The organism is Luteolibacter sp., from assembly GCF_058122085.1.
Window position 1 is genome coordinate 1 of the sequence record NZ_JBIKBQ010000045.1, and the last position, 19957, is coordinate 19957.

General features: G+C 62.1%; 20 protein-coding genes. 13 read left to right on the plus strand and 7 right to left on the minus strand.

Features of this window, described 5'->3' with window-relative positions:
• Window positions 1-403 precede the first annotated feature (403 nt).
• From AC4DF4_RS08470 to tsf, 4 genes are all read left to right on the plus strand, one after another.
• A complete protein-coding gene (locus tag AC4DF4_RS08470; RefSeq protein ID WP_490047687.1) occupies window positions 404-745 on the plus strand; it encodes an SH3 domain-containing protein in 342 nt (113 codons plus the stop codon).
• Window positions 746-755: 10 nt separating this feature from the next.
• Entirely contained in the window at window positions 756-899 is a 144-nt protein-coding gene (locus tag AC4DF4_RS08475) for a hypothetical protein (RefSeq protein ID WP_490047688.1), read from the plus strand.
• A 305-nt stretch (window positions 900-1204) separates the two neighbouring features.
• Entirely contained in the window at window positions 1205-1888 is a 684-nt protein-coding gene (rpsB, locus tag AC4DF4_RS08480; RefSeq protein ID WP_490047689.1) for a 30S ribosomal protein S2, read from the plus strand.
• A gap of 79 nt (window positions 1889-1967) precedes the next feature.
• Complete coding sequence (tsf, locus tag AC4DF4_RS08485; RefSeq protein ID WP_490047690.1) at window positions 1968-2834, plus strand: translation elongation factor Ts; 867 nt, start codon at window positions 1968-1970, stop codon at window positions 2832-2834.
• Between the two features lie 59 nt (window positions 2835-2893).
• On the opposite strand, the gene hemQ is transcribed toward tsf, so the two are convergent.
• The 6 genes from hemQ to AC4DF4_RS08515 all read right to left on the minus strand — a co-directional run bounded on the left by hemQ (window position 2894) and on the right by AC4DF4_RS08515 (window position 11703).
• Window positions 2894-3721, minus strand: a complete 828-nt coding sequence (hemQ, locus tag AC4DF4_RS08490; protein WP_490047691.1) for a hydrogen peroxide-dependent heme synthase — start codon at window positions 3719-3721, stop codon at window positions 2894-2896.
• Between the two features lie 12 nt (window positions 3722-3733).
• Entirely contained in the window at window positions 3734-4855 is a 1122-nt protein-coding gene (locus AC4DF4_RS08495; protein ID WP_490047692.1) for a hypothetical protein, read from the minus strand.
• 100 nt (window positions 4856-4955) lie between these two features.
• Complete coding sequence (locus AC4DF4_RS08500; RefSeq protein ID WP_490047693.1) at window positions 4956-6158, minus strand: toprim domain-containing protein; 1203 nt, start codon at window positions 6156-6158, stop codon at window positions 4956-4958.
• Between the two features lie 75 nt (window positions 6159-6233).
• Entirely contained in the window at window positions 6234-9596 is a 3363-nt protein-coding gene (locus AC4DF4_RS08505; protein WP_490047694.1) for an SbcC/MukB-like Walker B domain-containing protein, read from the minus strand.
• A complete protein-coding gene (locus AC4DF4_RS08510; protein WP_490047695.1) occupies window positions 9562-10176 on the minus strand; it encodes a DUF4194 domain-containing protein in 615 nt (204 codons plus the stop codon). The genes AC4DF4_RS08505 and AC4DF4_RS08510 overlap by 35 nt, the downstream gene beginning before the upstream one ends.
• Window positions 10177-10224: 48 nt before the next feature.
• Window positions 10225-11703, minus strand: a complete 1479-nt coding sequence (locus tag AC4DF4_RS08515; RefSeq protein WP_490047696.1) for a Wadjet anti-phage system protein JetA family protein — start codon at window positions 11701-11703, stop codon at window positions 10225-10227.
• 140 nt (window positions 11704-11843) lie between these two features.
• Here AC4DF4_RS08515 and AC4DF4_RS08520 point away from each other — a divergent pair, with 140 nt between their 5' ends.
• From AC4DF4_RS08520 to AC4DF4_RS08545, 6 genes are all read left to right on the plus strand, one after another.
• A complete protein-coding gene (locus tag AC4DF4_RS08520; protein ID WP_490047697.1) occupies window positions 11844-12080 on the plus strand; it encodes a ferredoxin in 237 nt (78 codons plus the stop codon).
• A complete protein-coding gene (locus AC4DF4_RS08525) occupies window positions 12067-12465 on the plus strand; it encodes a DciA family protein (RefSeq protein WP_490047698.1) in 399 nt (132 codons plus the stop codon). Before AC4DF4_RS08520 ends, AC4DF4_RS08525 begins: the two co-directional genes overlap by 14 nt.
• A 13-nt stretch (window positions 12466-12478) precedes the next feature.
• Complete coding sequence (locus AC4DF4_RS08530) at window positions 12479-13531, plus strand: HAD hydrolase-like protein (RefSeq protein ID WP_490047699.1); 1053 nt, start codon at window positions 12479-12481, stop codon at window positions 13529-13531.
• Window positions 13518-13874, plus strand: a complete 357-nt coding sequence (locus AC4DF4_RS08535) for a dihydroneopterin aldolase (RefSeq protein ID WP_490047700.1) — start codon at window positions 13518-13520, stop codon at window positions 13872-13874. The genes AC4DF4_RS08530 and AC4DF4_RS08535 overlap by 14 nt, the downstream gene beginning before the upstream one ends.
• 66 nt (window positions 13875-13940) lie before the next feature.
• Window positions 13941-14567: a L,D-transpeptidase family protein gene (locus AC4DF4_RS08540; protein WP_490047701.1), complete on the plus strand. Its 627-nt coding sequence runs from the start codon at window positions 13941-13943 to the stop codon at window positions 14565-14567.
• Between the two features lie 38 nt (window positions 14568-14605).
• A complete protein-coding gene (locus AC4DF4_RS08545; RefSeq protein ID WP_490047702.1) occupies window positions 14606-14932 on the plus strand; it encodes a rhodanese-like domain-containing protein in 327 nt (108 codons plus the stop codon).
• Between the two features lie 213 nt (window positions 14933-15145).
• On the opposite strand, the gene cutA is transcribed toward AC4DF4_RS08545, so the two are convergent.
• Window positions 15146-15481: a divalent-cation tolerance protein CutA gene (cutA, locus tag AC4DF4_RS08550; RefSeq protein ID WP_490047703.1), complete on the minus strand. Its 336-nt coding sequence runs from the start codon at window positions 15479-15481 to the stop codon at window positions 15146-15148.
• Between cutA and AC4DF4_RS08555 the strand changes: the two genes are divergently transcribed.
• Genes AC4DF4_RS08555 through AC4DF4_RS08565 form a run of 3 tightly spaced genes read left to right on the plus strand, consistent with a single transcriptional unit; the run spans window position 15480 to window position 19956 of the window.
• Complete coding sequence (locus tag AC4DF4_RS08555) at window positions 15480-16703, plus strand: two-component system sensor histidine kinase NtrB (RefSeq protein ID WP_490047704.1); 1224 nt, start codon at window positions 15480-15482, stop codon at window positions 16701-16703. The genes cutA and AC4DF4_RS08555 overlap by 2 nt on opposite strands.
• Before the next feature lie 40 nt (window positions 16704-16743).
• Complete coding sequence (locus AC4DF4_RS08560; protein ID WP_490047705.1) at window positions 16744-18111, plus strand: sigma-54-dependent transcriptional regulator; 1368 nt, start codon at window positions 16744-16746, stop codon at window positions 18109-18111.
• A 30-nt stretch (window positions 18112-18141) separates the two neighbouring features.
• The gene (locus AC4DF4_RS08565) at window positions 18142-19956 is read left to right on the plus strand and encodes a hypothetical protein (protein ID WP_490047706.1); all 1815 of its coding nucleotides are present in this window, start codon (window positions 18142-18144) and stop codon (window positions 19954-19956) included.
• Window position 19957 lies beyond the last annotated feature (1 nt).

Below are 19957 nucleotides of genomic sequence, written 5' to 3' on the forward strand. Positions count from 1 at the left end.
TTCGAGTTCATGGCGTTCGGATTTCGATAACTTGATTCGGTGTGATTTGGCGGGCACCTGTCCAATTGTACACATCCTCAAAATCGTACAATTTTAAAATTCACTAACCGACAAATAAAATTTTACGAGACACTAGGCCGTATAGCTTGTCGCCATACTTGAGGATCAGGGCGTCGAAAGCGCGCGTATCGCCCTGTTGGGCACGCGTGACGAGGTCCTGGTCAGGGTCGGGGGGACGTGACTGACGAAACATGAAAGTGGGTGTGGTGAGCAGCGGAAACAGGCTACACCGCCGCCGCGTGATGTAAAGAGGCGTGAAAACGGCGGACTGAAATTCCGGATTTCGCCCCATCGAAATGAACGTTCGCCTTTTTTGTCCCGTCTGATTTTCTCGGTGGCAACCATGGCCATCTTCACCGCGAACGCCGACTACGAGGACAAGGACAGCAACCCCATCCACTTGGAACCCGGAGACGAGGTCACCGCCGGCATCGCCGACCGCGCGTGGCCCGGCTGGGTCTGGGCGACCGACAACGATGGCAACGACGGCTACGTCCCCGAGGAAATCCTGGAACCGCTCGGCGAAGGCCGTTACGCCGCCCTCGAAACCTACGATCCCACCGTGCTCACCATCAAGCGCGGCGACCGCCTTGAATCGCTGCGCCAAATCCACGGCTGGCACTGGTGCCGGAACGTGCGGGGCGAAGAAGGCTGGGTCGGCGGGTATTTGCTGAAGCCGGTTTGAAATTTCCGGCATGGACGATTCCCAAGAACGCCTGATCGAAGCGACGGTGCGGCCGATTTCCTACAACGCGGAGATGAGGCATGCCGCTGCCGATTTTATCGGGAAGCGGATCGCGGCCAAAGCCTGGTTGTTCGGCGAGCGCGGCGTATTTTAAATGGGCCCGGCAACACTGGTTTGAGCAAGACCCGATGGCCCGGCTGGATGTGGCCTATCCGTCGTTGACGAAATTCGAATACGAAATCTCGGTGGCCGCCCGCAAGGAACTCCGCGAAGCGCTGGGGTACGAGCGATGAGCGGATTCCAAAATCAGGATTTCCCTTGCCAAGTCCGGGCGGGTTCCCTATTTCCCGCGTCCCTCTTCACGCTGCCTTATGCACCAACGAAGATCCGGAGGGGCTCCATGCGGCAAATCTTCAAAATCGCCCGTCCTGTATCCAAGGCGGGAAACCAGAACACAAAATGATCAACGAACTCATCAACGAAATGGTGGACGCCGGCGTCCACTACGGCCACCAAACCAAGAAATGGAACCCGCGCATGAAGCCCTTCCTCATGAAGGACAAAGGCGGAATCTACATCATCGACCTGGAAAAAACCGTCCAGCAGCTCGATAAAGCCTCCGATTTCCTCGCCGACCTCGTCGGCAAGGGCAAGAAAGTCCTCTTCGTCGGCTGCAAGCGCCAGGCACAGGACGCCATCCGCGAAGCCGCGGAAGCGACCGGCCAACACTACGTCAACCACCGCTGGTTGGGCGGCATGCTCACCAACAGCCTCACCGTCCGCAAGTCGGTCGAGCGCCTCAAGTATCTCGAAAACATCGAGAAGCAGCCTGAATTCAAGGCCATGTCGAAAAAGGAACTCGCCGCCCTCGGCCGCGAGCGCGAAAAGCTTCTCCGCAACCTCCGCGGCGTGCGCGACATGGACAAGAAGCCTGACGCCGTCGTCATCGTGGACTCCGCCCGCGAGACCATCGCCGTGGCCGAAGCCCGCCGCTTGAACATCCCGATCATCGCCCTCGTTGACACCAACGCCGACCCGGCGCTCGTCCAATACCCGATCCCGGGCAACGACGACGCGATCCGCTCGATCCGCCTCATCCTCCAGAATCTGGTCGATGCCATGGTCGCCGGCCGCAAAAACTAAATCATCACACCTACCGGGCGTCCTGTCTCGCGACGGGACGCCCGTTTTTCCTCTCTACCACTCACACTATTTTCCCACTATGATCACCGCAGCAATCGTTAAAGAACTTCGCGACAAGACCAATGCCGGCATGATGGACTGCAAAAAAGTCCTCACCGAAACCAACGGCGACATCGAAGCCTCCATCAAGCTCCTCCGCGAGCGGGGCATCATGAAATCCGCAAAAATGAGTGACCGCGCCGCCACCGAGGGCGTCATCACCGCCCGCGTCAACGCCGCTTCCACTTCCGGCCTCCTGCTTGAGCTCAACTGCGAGACCGACTTCGTTTCGAAAAACGAGAATTTCCAAGCCTTCGTCGGCGGCCTCGCCGACACGCTCGCCGCGTCCAGCGCAGCCGACCTCGAAGCCGCGCTTGCCGTGCAAAACGGTGAGCAAAGCATCGAGGACACGGTGAAGGCGAAGGTCGGCGAAGTCGGCGAAAACCTCCAGTTCCGCAAATACGTCCGCTACGACGCGGCTCCGGGCGGCGTGGTCGCCTCCTACATCCACCTCGGTGGCAAGGTCGGCGTGCTCATCGAAGTCGGGACCACCAAGCCGGAGTCCCGCAACAGCGACAGCTTCAGGGAGCTCATCAAGGACCTCACGCTGCACATCGCCGCCTGCGCGCCCAAGGGACTTTCCCGCGAGGACATCCCGCAATCCGTGGTGGACAACGAGCTCGACATCTTCCGCGCCCGCCTCGAAGCCGAGGGCAAGCCTGCGAACATCATCGAGAACATCCTCAAGGGTCAGATCGGCAAGTTCTTCGCCGAAAGCTGCTTCCTGGAGCAAGGATTCGTGAAGGACTCCGACATCAAGATTTCCGCGCTGCTTGAAGCCAAGGGCAAGGAACTCGGCGACACCCTCACCGTTACCCGCTTCGTCCGCTTCGGACTCGGCGAGTAAGTTTGATTCACCAAAAAGCCCGGCTCCAGTGATGGAGCCGGGCTTTTTCGTATTTGAAATCAAAGGCAGATCCGCCGGAACAACACGTCGAGTGGCAGCTGCATGCCGATGTAGAAATCCCCGAACTCGCCGTAGCGCGCGGTGACTTCGTCGAAGCGCATTTCGTAAACAATCGACTTGATGTCGATGGTGTCCTTCGCCAGCAGGGTGACTCCCCACTCGAATTCATCGAGTCCGGTCGAGCCGGTGATGAGCTGGAGAATCCGGCCGGAATAAGTGCGACCGACGCGGGCGTGGCCGGCCATCAGTTTCTTGCGGGCTTCGAAATCGAGCGAATACCAATTATCCGCGCCGTTGCGGCGCTTGGACATCGGATAGAAGCAAATCACCGGCCAGTCGGGCAGGACCGGATAGAGCCGGTGTTTGAGATAGTGCGCCATCCGCTCGTCGAAGGCCTTGAGCCCGGCTTCGAACTCGGGCGTCCCCTCGACGAGACCTTCCTCGGTGCCCAAAGTTTCCGCCGCATATTGCTCGCGGCTGGTGGTGTATTCCGAGCTCTCGGTTTGGGAAAGGTAGGAATACGTCGGACTGAGAATCTCCGGCCCGAGCGAGAGGCTGAGCTGCTTTTCAAACATGTTAGCCACCTGCAGGTCCGGCGTCAGCAGCATGAAGCCGAGGTCCGCCTTCGGCGTGGCGACGGAGAAAATCAGCAGGTGCGTGTCCGGCGTGGCGCGGATTTCCTGCACCAGCTCGGTGAGGCGGGTCTTGGCTTGGCGCTGTTCCTCGTCGCTGTAAAGCGACCATTGCGCGTGATCGACGTGATAGAACAAATGCATGACGTGCCAGCCTTCCCTGGGCACGAGTGGAGTGATTTCTTGGTTGGACATGGCGGTGGAAATTCAGCGGCGGTCGGTGGAGACTTTCATTTCAAAGACCATCTTGAAAGCAGGCCCCGGCGAGTTTTCGGAGGGAGCCTCATAGACCTGCACCGCCCATGGCTTGCTTTGTCCGGTGCGGTAGGCGGCGTGCATGCCCACGTCCTCAAAGCCCGCGGTCGCGGCCACCTCCAGCGAGGCCCCTGCCTGGATGGTGCGGGTCACCGCGTCGCCGATGACGTCGCCGTCGCTGTTGCGAAAAAACACCCGGACCGCGGCCGGGCCGCCCTTCACGGTTAGATCGACCACCGGCACCAGCTGGGTGCCGCGGCGGAAGGTCTCGGCATTGGGGCCCTCGGCAATCGGAGCGCGCCAGTAGCTGGCGGCGGAAAGGATCGTTAGATGCTCGCCTTTGACCGGGAAATCGCGCTCCTGCAACCGCCCCGACCCGGCCGGCAAATCGTGGATGGTTTCGAAATAAACCACTCCCCCGCCGATCAACAGCACTCCAAGCAACGCCGCCAGTCCGATCCGTTCCACCTTGGACAAGCCCAAATGCGGACGCAGCGAGACGGGCTGGGCATTTTCCCGGACCCGCGGCGAACACTCGTCCTGCTCAGGCACCGGCGGGGCGACAGGCCGCGGCGTTTCCGGCACGATTTCCTCGATCACGGGCTCCGGCGGAGCAGGTTCATCCACGAAAACCGCTTCCGCCTCGGAAACGACTTCCAGAACCTCGGACTCCGGCCCCGATTCATTCCCGTCGTCGAGCTCGTCAAATTCGCCGCCCACCTTCGAATGATGCACCGGATGTGACGCCGGTTGGGCTCTCGGGCGCTTCTTGATGACGTCAATCTGGATGCGCTCCTCGGTCTCCGGCCCCTGCCGCGGCGGCGCGGATTCCTCGGATTTCGGCAAACCTCCAACCGAATGCTTCCTCACATTTCCGGAACCACGGGGAACAGGAATCCCCGACGAGCGGCCGGGCTTCGGAGCAGCGGCCGCACTTTCCTCGTCCGGCCTTGTCGGCTCGTCAAAGGCCCACAAATCCAGCTCGCTCGAATCCTTGATGAAATCGCTCTTGCTCGGGCGGTGGCGCGGAGGAAGGGACGATCCGTCGGAGGCTGAAGGTGGCTTGGGTGTCATAACGGCTGCGGCGGGATATTTAGAGCGGGGACTTCGACTTGACCAGTGCGAAAGCCGAATCCGAAATCCCCGCCAAAACTTAACTGGCACCTCGGCTCTGTCAAAAGGGCCATCCGCCGGATGCTGGCGGCCCCAGGGTTTCCTGTTCGAAATCCCCGCGATCACTTAGAGCCACAATGGCCTCGATTTCCGGCCGGACGTCGGCAAGGCGCGGATCCGCGAGGAGTTTCGGCAGGAACTGGATGTCGTATGGCGTCAACGGACTCGGCCGCTCCCCTGCCCGCCAGCGCATGCGGAACGCCTCGACCGCCCGCGGCGTGGCTTCTCGCAGCTTGAGCAAAATCTGCCAACCCGCCGGATCGGTGTCGCCGAAATGATGGTGCGGCAGGGAAACCGGCAGCTTTTCCAACAGCTGCCGGAAGGCAGGCGTCGGGAACGAAGTAGCCGCCACCAAAGTCCGCCGATCCCGGTTCGCGGCGGCGTATTGCCGGAAGGTCGTCTTGCGGTTTTCGATGCTCAACAGCCGCTCCGCCGTGGTGGAAATCGACGAGCACCGCGCCAGATCGGTGGCGGAAACGAGAACGTGCGTTAGTCCGTCGAAGTCATGCGTGCTGCCGTCCGGAAAATGCAAACACAGCGGACCATGCAATTCGACATGCGCATCACCCGTCGCGAGCCCCAGCGATTTCAGGGAGATTTCCGTGCCGAACAAACGTGCCAAACCGGATTCGAACGTCCGCTGATGGCGTTCGAGTTGTTTTGACTCCAGCCTGATGTCCACGCTCGCTGCGCGGATCAAGGTGCCCGCAGGCCACTCGCGCTCGCTGAGATTTTTCACCACATCGAGCAAGCGCCGGAGCAACTCCGGATGGCTCCACCGAAACGGACGCAGTGAACGACCTTGCGCAAACGCCACGCGCAGCGACTCGCAAAGCGCCGTCCACTCTGTTGGAAACCGCGAATGCCCGCGCCCGGAAAAATCCGCCACAATTTCCAATGCCGCAGCCTGCAAATCCCCACCCGCAATCCCGCCGAAGCGCCCGATCAACCAAGGCTCGGAAGCAAGCGGCAGCGTCACCCGCTCGACCAGATATTTCCGGTAGCGGTGCCGTTTCAAAACCAGCTGCCCGCAAGCCTCCGCTTCCCGCGCCGCCGTCGCCTGATCCTCCGCGCTGGTGATTCCGGCGGCTTCCAAGAGTTTGATCCAATCGACCGAAAACACCCGGCTCGATGCCGTCACCCGCTTGCCACGGGCGGCGTGCCAGCGGCGGTGAAATTCAGCAAGCCACGGGGGAATCTTCATCTTCGCACGTAGTCTAACCCTTTAGGGTGTCTTGCGCCAAAGACCGCCTGAAGACGGAACTACTTACGAAGAGCATCATGACAACGCCTCCACTAACCGGTCCCGGTCCACCTTCACCACCCAGTTCTCGATGTTCGTGATCTGGCCGCTCTTCTCGTCGTAACTGCGCTCGACCCGGCATTGCACCACGGTTTCCGCGTGCTGGATCATCGTCGGCAGGCGGTCTTCCGGGAATGCCATGATGAGCTGCAGGCCGAAATTCCGAGCAAGATCGAGACACGCGTCGATCCGGTCGCCGGACAATTTCGAGAACGCCTCGTCCATGATCACGATGCCGAGATTCTTCCGCGACTCGCGCGGGCCGAGATCGTAAACCCGCTGGAACGCGGCGAGCATCGCCACGAAAAACGGTGCCTGGTTCTCGCCGCCGCTTTGTTTCTTGGCGTTGCGGTTCAGGGAAATCGCCGCGCCCTCGCCCTTGCCGGTCGGCGTGGCCTGGATGTCCCAGTGATGATAGTAACGGTAATCGAGCGCCCGCTGCTGGCGCGGGTCTTCGGAATTTTCAATCGCGGCCATTAGCGCGGCTTTTGCCTTTTCAATCTCCTCCTTCGCCCCGCTGGCGAAAAGTTCGAGCCCGGGATTCAGCCCCTTTTCCACCAGCGCCCAGATCGCGCTGTGGCTGCGATCCGCCTTCATCGATAGCTGATAGCGCCAACCGCCGATGTCGTGGTCCATCGCGCGGTTCAGCTCGCGCTTGGTGCGTTCCGCCTCGTCAAGTTTCTCCTTCAGGACATCGAGCACCTGGTGCTGGAGTCGGTCTTCCCACTCCTTGCGCGCGTCCTCAGCGGCGGCGGTATATTTTTCTAACTCGTGCGATTCCAACTCGATCCGGCGCGCGTCGTAGCGGGAATTCTCATCGTCGCCGGGATCGAAAGCCTCAGCCGTCTCCGGATGTTTTTCGGCCAGGGCATGGCGTTCCAAATCGCGGTCGCGGCGGGCCTTGTCGGAATCAAACTCGCGGATGCGCGCCATTTCCGACGACGCGTCGAGCCGCTGCTGCCACTTGGGAAACTGCTGACGCGCGGCGGCGATGAGCTCGGAAATTTCGGGGTCACGCACACCTTCGAGCGATTCACGGCTGAGCTGGCGCTGGGTGAGCGCGGCGGCTTCGTCCTCTATCAGCGCGGCCATGCTGTCGTGCAGCACGCGTTCCTGCTGGGCGAACTTCTCGATGCTGTTCGCCAGCCGTCCGGTGCGCTCGATCACGCCTTGGAACGTCTTTTCCAACACCCGCAGTTTCTCCACCGTCGCCTCGCGCTCGGGCGTGGCAAGCAGGCGAATCGTCTCGTCGAGCTGCGCGAGTTCCTTCCGCAATCGCGGCAAATCCCGCAGCTTCGAGCTGCCGGCAGGCGGCTCGGCTTTATCCAATGTCCACTGCTCGCCGCGATGCAGGAAAGTCCGCCAATCCTCGCGCAACCGAAGTTTCAAAGTGAGTTCTTCCTTCACCTCCGCAAGCTCGTCCTGGCGCAAGGTTCTCAGCCTTCGCAAGCCCTCCTCGCCGATGGTGAACTCCTTGGCTGGCTGGAAATGCTGGCGGTGCGGCGGATCCTTGAGCCAGCCGTCTTTGGAAAACGCCCGTGGATGCGAGTCGAGCTGGCTGACTTTTTCAACCGCGATCAGGTCGCCGTAAAGATGCTGGAGATAGGCTTTGGCTAGTTCGTGTTTGGTCTCGAAAAACGCGGCGACCGTTCCCGGTTTCGCGTCCTTGGAACCGGAAAGTTCTCCAGCATGGACAAGCGGTTCTTCAACGTGCCCGAGGCGGCGGGCTTGTTCCCACGCGGCTTTGAAATCTTCCGCGAGCACAGCGCCGCGCTTGTTTCCTAGCAGCGATTCAAGCAGCGGCCACCATGGCTCGGCCTCGGCCTTCACTTCGATCACGCGGCCGAACGCGTCGGCCCGCTGGCCGCGGGATTTCAACGCATCCAACAACGGCGACGGCGCGGCGCTGCCTTTGTGATCGAGATCATCCAACTCGCGGCGGAGGCGGGACTCACGGCTTTCCAGCACCTTGATTTCCTCCTCGACGGGACGCAAGCGCTCGCGGGCGTCGTTGACCAGAGCTTGATAGATCCGCGGCATCCGCTGGGCGGCGTCCAGCGCGGCGGACTCATCCGCGCCCTGCATTTGCTTCAGCCAATCGGCGGCCTGTGCCGGATCTTCCAGCCCGAATTCCTGAGCAAGCCGCAGCCATTGTTTCCAATACTGCGTGCGGTCGTGGAGAAATTGGCGGGCGGACTTCTCGGTCTCACGCAACGCGTCCAGCTCGCGGGCGACTTCATCGCGGTGGCTGCGGTCCTCGGCGAGGCGGGTGATCTGAAGATCGTTTCCAGCGACGAGCCGGATCTTCGCGAGTTGGGAATCCAACTCATTGCGCTCCCCAAGTGCGGACTCGTAGTCGGCGCGAGTTTCGGCATTCTGCGAGCGGAGTTGCTCCAACTCGGACTGGCGTGAAGTTAGATTTTCCAGCTTCTGCTCGTGGCCCAGCGCGATGCGCAAATGGGCATGCAACCGCGCGTCGCGGCGGGCGGTGACGTATTCCTGATGGCGCTCGCTGATCCGGACGAGCCGTGCGTGCTGGTCGTGCATTTTCTCCAACCGTTCCTGCGCGCGGCGGTGCGCATCGACACTGGCGCGGACGGCTTTCACGTCCGGCAAGCCCGGCTCCAGCAAGTAGTCGCGGATGAATTTCTCGAACGACTCGACCGGCTGGAATGCCATCGAGTTCGGCAGGGTTTTATTCATCTGCACGCGATCAAACCCGAGGTGGCTGCGCGAACCCATTTCATCGAGATACGATGCTTGGCGATCGAACACCTCGCCACCGAGATCGCGCTTCACGTGGACGCGGAACTCGTCTTCGGACATGAAGGCGACCGCGTTTGGATCGAGTTCGGCGCTGAGGAAATCCTCGCGCTCGAGGCGGTTGGGAATGGTGAACCACAGCGTGCGCGCCTTGGCAGTCGGGCCTTCGAATTCGATGCGCGCGCCCCAAGTTTCGCGGCGCGGGATTTCCTCGCCTGTTGCCAGCGGCCAAACGAATTCCAGACCTGCCAGAGTCACGCCGGACGGGCGCAGGTAGCGTTCCTGCCCGTCGTTGCCTTGGGTGTTCGTGTCGCACAAACAGTAACCGCGAAGCGAGCGGCCGCTGCCGGAACCGGCTGCGGCTTTATTGAAACGGCTGAGCGATTCGCCGAGCAGCACGAACTGAATCAAGTCAAGCAGCACGCTTTTCCCCGAGCCGTTAGCCCCGGTGATGAGCGAGAGACCCGAGACGTCGATGAAGCGGCGGTAGCCATACCAGTTGATGGCAAGGATACGGCTGAGGTGGACGCGGGTTTTCATTTCAGGCTTCGGCGGCGGGTTGATAGAGGGCGGCACGGGCGAGGCAGGATTCGAGGCTGTCAAACGGGATCACGCGCGGTAGGCTGGGCAGGATTTCAATGAGCGTCTCGCCAAGCTGGAGCGCGCCATCCGGCTTGTGGGTGCGGATCAGACGGTGGCGCTTGAGCCGGCCTAACAACGAGTCGAGGTGGGTTTTCTCCGGAGGATCGATCTTGTCGAAGGTGTTGCGGAAGCGCGTCCATAAATCATCGACCGTGAGGATGACGGCGCTGCTGGCCTCGTTGGTCCGGTGGTCGTCCCAGACACGCCAGAGGACCAACAATAGCAACGTTTCATCCTTGGTGAACTGTGCGAGCAAATGGCAGGCCTCGGGCCGCGGGCGGGCTTGGAGGATGAAGAAATCGTCATCGATGATGAGCTCCAGCCCGAGCGGCGCGAGGTAGTCCTTCAAGTGTTCCTGATAGTGGTCGCGGGCGAGCAGGAAATGATCGCGCCCCGCGCCGCTGCCGCCGAGCAAGGTGCCGCGGCCGATGAGCTCGGCGAGGATTTCGCGGATCGCCGGGCGGTCGTCGTCGGGGACGTCGGACCAGAAGCGGGGCCAGTTGGGATCGAACATTTGGGAAGAAATTTGAGATTTGAGATTTGAGATTTGAAATTTGAAATTTCAGATCCGTTGAATCTGAAAGCGCTCGACGTTCCAGCCGGCGTGGGGGTCGGCGGGGATTTTTTCGGGGGTGAGGCCGGCGGTTTTGCCGGGGCCGTGGATGGTCCATTTCACGCGCTGGCCGTCGGCGGTGACGGCGTGCTCGTAGGCGGCGATGGCTAGCAGATCGAGCATTTCATCGAAGTCGGCGGCGGCGAAATCCGAAGTCATGACGGCGCTGGATTTTTCCGGTAAAAGCCTGGCGACGAGACGCGCGGCGCGTTGCGGAGTTAGGGCGAGGCGCTGGCGTTCGCGGAGGGCGGCGAGTGTTTCCTCAGCGGTTTCGTCGCGGCCGCCGGAGTCGGTGCCGAAGGTGAGATCCGCCGGTGCTTTGACGCGGCGGGTGCGGGCGAGCGACTCGCTGCCGAAGAAGAATTTCACCTCGGGCACGAGTGGCGCGAAGTCCGGCTCGGCGTCGCGCATGGCGGCGAGCCGGGTGCCTTCGTGGGCGGCGTTGATGGCGTCACAGTAGGTCTTGACGATTTCCGGGCGACGGCCGCGGAGTTCGGTCTGATAGCGGTAGCGTTGTTGGGAAAGCTGGTTGAACGAGGCCATCCGGGCGTCGATGGCATCGGCGACGAGGCGGATGGCGGAGAGCCGGTGTTCGAGATCGCGCAGGGCTTTTTCCGCACGATGATAGGACTCGTTTTCATCCCAGTGATAATGGGCAGCGAGGCCCTCCGCCAGGCGCTCTTTGACGAGCGGGTCGTCGCGCCGGTCGGCGATGGTGGAGCGCAGGACTTGCAGCCGGGGAAGCAGGCCGTTTCTACGAAGAGCATCGTAGCAAACCATGTGCTGGCCCGCGCCGAACTCGGCGTAAAGGAGCCGCAGGGTTTCCGCCGGCGAGTCGCTGAGGCGCTGGCGGCGGTCGAAGAGCGAAATGAGTTTTTCCACGCCGTGGAGCTGGATGATCGCGCTTTCGAGGCGGGCGTTGCAATCGGTGACAGTACTGCGGATTTCGTCGGGTTCCTGCAGGCGCGGGTCGAGGATGTTCGGGCGCTCGAGGGTTTCGCAAACGCCGCGGACGGTGTCGGCGAAGGTTTTCAGCTCGGCGATTTCGTCCTCGGCGAGTTCGCGCAGCAAGCGGAGCAACGGACGGAGGCCGGGAGAAACGAGCGCCCAGCGTTCGTGCAGGCCGAGTTGCTGGTCCTCGAGCCAGCGCGAATCGCAGAGGCGGTTGAAAAACTGGCCGGCGCGTTGGCGGGCGTCGCGGAGGGATGCGCCCTCGTCGTCGCCGAGCACGATGTCCGGGTGGGCGGCGAGGATTTCCCGGATCAGCGCGATCGCCTCCGCATGGGGTATCCGCCCGGCCTCACCCGCGACGTCGGCGAGGCGTTCCGCGCAATCGACGTAAATCGCCGCCGATGGCCGGGTCAGCGGACGGAAAAAGTCCCGCGAGACCGAGGCGAGGAGTTTTTCACTGAGATTCGGCGAGGACATGCGGCGGAGCTGACTTTTATGGGTGCGGAGCGGACAACCCAAGCAAGAACTGTGTGGCCGAATCTGAATTTTCGAAAAAATCGAGTTGCATCCAACGCCTGTGGAAGTCATCCAAGGGGCTGTTAACCCCTATATTTCCTATGGCTGACCGCGAAGACAAGAATGCAGAAAACGTGCCCGGCAAGTTCTATGTGGACAGCCAGTGCATCGATTGTGATCTCTGCCGGGAGACCGCGCCGAATAATTTCACCCGTGCCGAGGACGAGGGTTATTCCTACGTTTTCAAGCAACCCGAGAATGACGAGGAAATGGCGCAATGCCGCGAGGCCATGGAGGGTTGCCCGGTGGAGGCCATCGGCGAGGATGGCGACGCCTAAGCGCCACGCCGCGATGAAAAAGCCGCCGCGCTCCAGCAGAATCCGAGAGGAAATCCTGCGGGAATGGCGCGGTGCCGAGGAGCCGGCGGACCTCAACGCCGGCATCCATCTCGCGCAAAAATTCGTGGCCGCGATCCTGCGCGCCGCCGGGGCGGAAGACGGTTTGCACGAGGATCAGGTCCGCGCGACTTGGAAGGAACTCGCCGGCGATTTCATCGCCCGCCACACCGAGCCGATCTCCGTGAAAGGCGGCAATCTCGTCCTGCGCGTGACCCAGCCGGCGCTGCGCTTCCAATTGGAGCAAATGAAACCCATGCTCCTCACCCGCATCCGCAACCAGCTCGGCGAGGGGCGGATCAAATCCATCAAGTTCCAGCTCGGCTAGACTCCCCTTCCCCATGTTTCGCAACCTCATCTTCGACTGGTCCGGCACGCTCGTGGACGACCTCGGCCCGGTGATCGAGGCGACCAACGCCGTGCTCGGGAAATATGAAATCGCCGCGCTCGATCGCGAAAGTTTCCGCCGCGCCTTCCGGCTGCCTTACCGGGAATTCTACGCCGAGCTGCTGCCGGATGTCTCGCTGGAGGAATTGGAAGCCCATTTCCGCCCGGCCTTCGACGCCGCCGTCACCCCGGTCACCGTCCTGCCCCACGCCCGCGAAAAGCTCGAATGGTGCGGCGCTTCCGGCATCCGCGCCTTCGTTCTCACCTCCATGGACACCGTCGCTTTCGAGCGTCAGATGGACAATTTCGGGCTGCGCCACCATTTCGAAGCCACCTATTCCGGCGTCTTGGACAAGCGGGAAATCATTCACCAGATTCTCGAAACCCACGGCCTGGCCCCCGCCGAGACCGCCTTTGTCGGCGACATGACGCACGATGTTGAAACCGCGCGCCACGGCGGCATTTCCTCCATCGCCGTGCTCACCGGCTACAACCACGCGGAAATCCTCGCCGCCGTCCGCCCGGATCTCACCGTGCCGGATCTCGGAGTTCTCCGCAACCTGCTCGACCGCCGCCGAGGCGTTTCCCGGCCCATCGCCACCGTCGGCGCACTCATCCACGATGGGAATGGCCACGTCCTCATGGTCCGCACCCACAAATGGGGCGACCGCTGGGGCATCCCCGGCGGAAAAATCGAGCGCGGCGAATCCTCCACCGACGCCCTCCGCCGCGAGATCCGCGAGGAAACCGGGCTCGAGCTCCGCGACATCGAGTTCGCGCTCGTCCAAGACTGCATCCTCTCGCCCGAGTTCCAGCGCCCCGAGCATTTCCTCCTGCTCAACTACGTCGCCCGCGCCACCACCACCGCCGTCCAGCTCAACGACGAAGCCGAGGAATTCCTCTGGCTCTCCCCCGCCGACGCCCTCGCCCTCAATCTCAACCAGCCCACCCGCTTCCTCCTCGCCGAAGCCCTCGACCGCGACCTCATCCCCCATGCACCCGCCTGATACCATCGAAATCCGCCGCCTGCGCGTCAGCACCCTCATCGGCGTGCCGGACGAAGAACGCGCCGTTTCCCAAACCCTCCTCGTCACCATCCGCATGACCCCGTCGCAAGGCTTCGACGGTCTGGCCGATGAAATTTCCCGCACCGTCGATTATCACGCCGTCTCGCAGGAAATCGAAGCCCTCGCCGCCGCCCGCCCGCGCCGCCTCATCGAGACGCTCGCCGTGGACATCGCCGACCACCTGCTCGGAAATCACCCGCTCGCCCGCGTCGCCATTTCCATCGAGAAACACATCCTCCCGAACACCGAGTGCGTCGCCGTGCACATCGAGCGCGGGCGCTAAAGTCCCGCCCGCTTTCATCTCCCAGCCTTGACCGATCCCGGTTCCGGGTGCAGTCTGCGCCTCAAAATGAAATCAAGCTTCCTTAACTATCTGCCGATTTTCGGGCTGGCGGCATTCGTGCTGAACTCCTGCGGACCGACGGTTCCCGGCCAATCCGACTACCTCAAAGGGCTCGGCGGACCGATCCAACAACAAACTTCCGGCGGGCCGCATCACCCGGCGCCGGCGATCCCGGACGACGTTTCTTACTGGGACGGCGACGGCGCGACGGGCAGCCCGCTGATCAAAATCAACCGCGGCCAGCAGAAGGCTTTTTTCTACAAGGGCGGCGTGCTGGTGGGAATTTCCCGGATTTCCAGCGGCAGCGAGGACCACGGAACTCCGGCCGGGAAATATAAAATCAGCGAGAAACACGCGGACCACGTTTCGTCGGTTTATGGCGTCTTCAAAAACAAGGCCACCGGGATGACGACCAATGACAACGTGGACATCCGGGTGGATAAAATTCCTCCCGGAGAAATTTTCTATAACGCGCCGATGCCGAATTTCATGCGCATCAACGGCGGGATCGGCATGCACACCGGCTATCTTCCGGGTTATGCGGCCTCGCACGGCTGCATCCGGATGCCGCACCACATGTCCACCCACTTCTTCGAAAACGTCCAGGTCGGCACGCCCGTCGTCGTCGAATGAACACCCCGCCGCCATTTCTCCGGAGCTCCGGAAAAACCTTGGAAATCACTCCCGCCGAGGTGGCGGCGTGGGTCAGTCTGCCGCACGGGCAGCGGCCGCGGCTGATCGACTGCCGGGAAGCCGACGAGTTGGCGATCTGCCAAATCGCCGGCAACGAGTGGTTCCCGCTCGGCACCTTTCCCGAAGCTGGCGAACGGCTGACGGCGGACGACGCCCGCGGGGTGGTCGTTTACTGCCACCACGGCATGCGTTCGCAGCGGGGCGCTTTGTTTTTGCGGGCGCACGGAGTGAAAAACGCCTTTTCCATGAGCGGCGGAATCGACGCTTGGTCGCGACTCATCGACCCGGAAACGCCGCGGTATTGAGGGCCACTGTAGCGGCGCTCTGTGACCGTCGCTAACCGCCCGCGAGGGGCGGGCCGGAAATCCCGGGGAGAAGAGCCGAACGGCGACGATCGCAGACCGACGCTACAGTCGAGAATGCGCCGCCTTGTAGCGGCGCTCTGTGAGCGTCGGCGCCCATGTGCCGCGCGAAGTTTCTTCGTTGGCGTCCCTTTGGCATCACGGCCGCAGGGGCGGTTAGCGACGGTCGCAGACCGACGCTACAGAGCTGAGCAGCCACGCGCGGTAGGGCGCGGCGACTTCGGCGGGCTCGAGCGCGAGGATTTCCGGCACTTCGTAGGGATGGAGCTCGGTCAGCGTTTTCTCGAACGCAGGGAACGCGGCGGCGGTGGTTTTGAAAATCGCGAGCGTCTCGGCGGCGGTTTCGACCTTCCCCTGCCAGCGGTAGATCGACTCCACGGCGGGCAGGAGATTGACACAAGCCGCGAGTTGCGCTTCAACTAGGACCGTGCCAATCTGTCGCGCCTGTTCGGAATCCGGGAAGGTGCAAAGGACCAATAAAACGTCGCTCATGGCCTCTCCTGAACACCGGAAATCCAAAACAAGCAATCACAAGGTGAAATCCGGCTTTCTCGAAAAGCTGGTCGCCCGTCTGGATCGCGTCGTCCCCGGCGACGTCCAGCAGATTGTCACCCGCTTGATCCGCGAGAAGGGATTCCTGGAAAAAGTCTTCGAGGCGCTCCACGAGGGCGTGATCATCCTCGATCCGAAAGGCGTGATCGGCTTCCTCAACCACGCGGCATGCCAGTTTTTCGGGCTCGATCCGGAGCGGGCGACCGGCGAGTTCATTTCCACCCAGATCCGCGGGCTGGACTGGACGGTTTTGGGCAAACCCGGCCGCACCATCAGCCGCGACCTGGAGGTTTTCTATCCGGAGAACCGCTACCTGAATTTCTACCTCGCGCCGATCGATGGGACGGAGGGCGACCACCAGCCGCTCGGCTACGTGATGCTCGTCCGCGACCTCACCAGCACCCGCGCGGAGGCGGAGGAAACGCTGGAATCCGAGCGCCTCAACGCGCTCACCCTGCTCGCCGCCGGCGTCGCCCACGAAATCGGCAACCCGCTCAACTCGCTCGACATCCACCTCCAGCTGCTCGGCCGCAAGCTGCGCAAACTGCCGCCCGGCGAGCGCGGCCCGCTGGAGGAAAACCTCACCACCGCCCGCGCGGAAATCCAGCGGCTGGACCTCATCCTCAAGCAGTTCCTCCACGCCGTCCGGCCGACCGCGCCGCTCCGCGAGAAGCAGGACCTGCACGCGATCCTACACGAAACGCTTCGCCTGCTAGAGCCGGAGCTCGCCTCACGGAAAATCGCCGTGCAGCTCGATCTGGCGGACTCGCTGCCGCCCGCGTTCATCGATCCGGGCCAGTTCCAACAGGTTTTCTACAACCTCATCCGCAACGCGTTCCAGGCGATTTCCTCCGACCACGGCCACGTCACCATCCGCACGCGGATGAACGATTTCGAAACCATCATCTCCATCGAGGACAACGGCACCGGCATCTCCCCGGAGCACATGGGCGCGCTGTTCGAGCCTTACCGCACCACGAAATCCTCCGGCTCCGGGCTCGGCCTGCTCATCGTCCGCCGCATCATCCGCGAGCACGGCGGCGCGATCGCCATCGAGAGCGAGGAGAACCAAGGCACTCGCGTGCTGATCAATTTCCCTCACAAGGAGCGGCCGGTGCGACTGCTCGTCGCGCCCGAACCGGATCCGGTCATCGACCTCTGATTTCAGCTTTTCAGTTTTCAGTATTTCAGTTTTTACCCCTATGCTCCCCACCTTGCTGATAGTCGAAGACGAACGCGCCACCCGCGAGGGACTGCGCAGCGCGCTGGAGGAGGAGTTCGACGTTTACATGGCGTCCAGCGCGAGCGAGGCGCTGGCGATTTTGAAATCCGAGCCGATCAAAATCCTGCTCACCGACCTCCGGCTCGGCGGCGACTCGGGCATGGACCTGCTAGGCGCCGCGCTCGCCCTGCCCGAGCCGCCGGTCGCCATCATGATGACCGCCTATGGCTCGGTGGACACCGCGGTCGAGGCGATGCGCCGGGGCGCGTGGCATTTCGTCACCAAGCCGCTCAATCTCGACGAAGTGGAAATGCTGCTCAAGCGCGCGCTCCGCAACCGGACGCTCGAAACGGAAAACCAACAGCTCGTCCAACAGGTCAAAAAATCCCACAAGCTCGACCGCCTGATCGGCAAATCCGCCGCCATCGGCCGGGTTTCCGAACTCGTCCAACAGGTCGCGCCAACGCGGGCCACCGTGCTGGTCGAGGGCGAGTCCGGCACCGGCAAGGAAGTCGTCGCGCACACGCTGCACCATCTTTCCGGCCGCCCGGCGGCGAAAATGGTGATCGTCCACTGCGCCGCGCTCTCGCCGCAGTTGTTGGAAAGCGAGCTTTTCGGCCATGAAAAAGGCTCGTTCACCGGAGCCTCGCAACGCCGGATCGGCCGCTTCGAACAGGCGGACGGGGGCACGCTTTTCCTCGATGAAATCGGCGAGATCGACGCCTCCACCCAAGTGAAACTGCTGCGCGTACTGTCCGAGCGGACCTTGGAACGCGTCGGCTCGAACTCGCCGATCAAGGTCGATGTCCGGGTCATCGCCGCGACCAACAAGAACCTCAAGGAGCTGGTGGAGAAAGGAACCTTCCGCGAGGACCTTTATTTCCGGCTCAACGTGGTGAAAATCGAAATGCCGCCGCTGCGCGACCGGCGGGAGGACATCGTCTTGCTGGCGGGAAGTTTCCTCCAGGAATTCGCCAAGGAAAACGACCGCCCGGTCAAGCCGCTGGCGGACGACGCGATGCAGCTTCTGCTGGGTTATTCATGGCCCGGCAACGTCCGCGAACTCCGCACCGCCATCGAGCACGGGGTGGTCATGAGCAACGACCCCGTCATCGAGGACCGCCACCTGCCGCAATTCCTGCGTTTTCCAGCCGCCACCAGCGGCATTTCCTCCCCGCCGACCAAAAACACCCTTGCCGCTCCGGCGGAATTCAACTTGCATGCGCTCGAAACCAATACGATCCGAGCCGCACTCTCCCTCGCCGGAGGAAACCGAACTCATGCGGCGGATCTGCTTGGAGTCAGCCGCAGAACCCTTCAGCGCAAACTGAAGGATCTCGGTCTCTGAATCCACCGCCTGCTTTTAGCCCCATTTTTCATGAGTATCACTTCCTCCCAGTTGGACACCGGTATCCTAATCCGCCGCAGTCTGTTTTTCCTCGTTTTGTTCATCCTGACCCTGGGGAACCTCTTCGTCCTGTTCCGCGGCCTGAACTCACCGCAGGCGATGGACCAGGCGCAGATTTCCCGGGAAATCGCCCGCGGCAACGGTTTCACCACCAAAATGATCCGCCCGGTCGCGTATTATCAGGCGCAAAAAGCCCAGAACACCTCGATTTCCCTCGTCGGATTCCAGGATACCTATCACTCCCCGCTCAACCCGCTGATCAACGCCGCGGTCCTCAAACTCATCGGCGCGGATGATCCGGATGCCTGGCAGATGGGCGAAAACGAGATGGTCTTCCCGCTCGACCGGGTGATCGCCACCGTTTCCACCTTGTTCTTCCTGATGGCCATCGGGGTGAATTACCTGCTGATTTCACGCATCTTTGACGCGAAAATCGCCGGCGTCTGCGCGATCCTGATGCTGTTTTGCGAAACCTTCTGGAACTACTCGCTGAGCGGACTGCCGCAGATGTTGATGCTGCTGCTATTCTCCTGCGCCATTTATTTCGTCTATCGCGCCGTCGAGTCCGCCGCGGAAGGCCGGATTTCCATGACTCCGGCCGTCATCGCCGGCGTGTTCTTCACCCTGCTGGCGCTCACTCACTGGATGACGGTCTGGATCGCGCTGGGCTACATCATTTTTGCGGCAATCGCCTTCCGCCCCCGCGGCATCGTCGGACTCTCGGTGATGGCGCTGCTTCTCGTCGCCGCCATCGGCCCGATGTTGCGCAACGAAAGCATCACTGATTCGCCCTTCGGCACGGCGTTTCTGACGCTTTACGGCGGCTTGGGCAGCGGCTCGGAATCCGCCGTGATGCGCACCATCGACCTCGAGGCCGAACCTCTCGTGCTCGACGGACTCATCTCGAAAATCCTCCGCACCACCCTGCTGCAAGCCACGGATATTATTCCGTTTCTCGGCGGCATCGTCATCGCGCCGTTGTTTTTCATCTCGCTGCTGCACCCGTTCAAGCGCGCGGCCATCGCCAATTTCCGGTGGGCCGTCCTCTTGATGTGGGTGAGCGCCGCCTTCGGGCTGGCGTTCTTCGGGATTTCCAAAAATGAACTCGATCCCAACCAGCTCCACTTGCTCTTCGCGCCGATCATGATGGCTTACGGCCTCGCGTTCATTTCCATCCTCTGGAGCCGCCTCGATTTCGTCGCCACCACGCCGATTCTCCGCAACGTCCACCACTTCGTGATCATCGGGATTTGCGCGCTGCCGCTGGTGCTCGCCCTGCCGATGAAAGTGCGGGTCGGAATGCACCTGCGCGACCGCGGCGGCGTGCCGCATTGGCCGCCTTACTACGCCCCCGCCCTCAACAGCAAAAAAGCCGGCCTCAAGGGATGGATCACCGACAAGCAAATCACTTTCTCCGACCAGCCGTGGGCCGTCGCCTGGTACGCCGACCGCGTGAGCGTCTGGCTGCCACCGACTTATGTCGGCTTTGAGAAAATCGAAACCATCGCCGCCGACCTCCAGACTCCCTGCGCCGGCGTGCTGATCTCGCCCCTCTCGCACGGCTCCGGCTCGCTGACCGAAATCGCCGCCCAATACAAGGATTTCACCTTCATGGTCCTCGATGGCAGGACCTTCTTCACCAACTACCCGTCCGGCGTCTCGCTCTTCGACAAGGAGCCGAAAATCCAAGGCGTGGCCAAACGTTACCCTTACCGCCAGCCGCTCGTGGGCATGGACATGGTCTATTACGGCGACCGCCCGGTCCGCACCGCCAAGGAAAACTAAC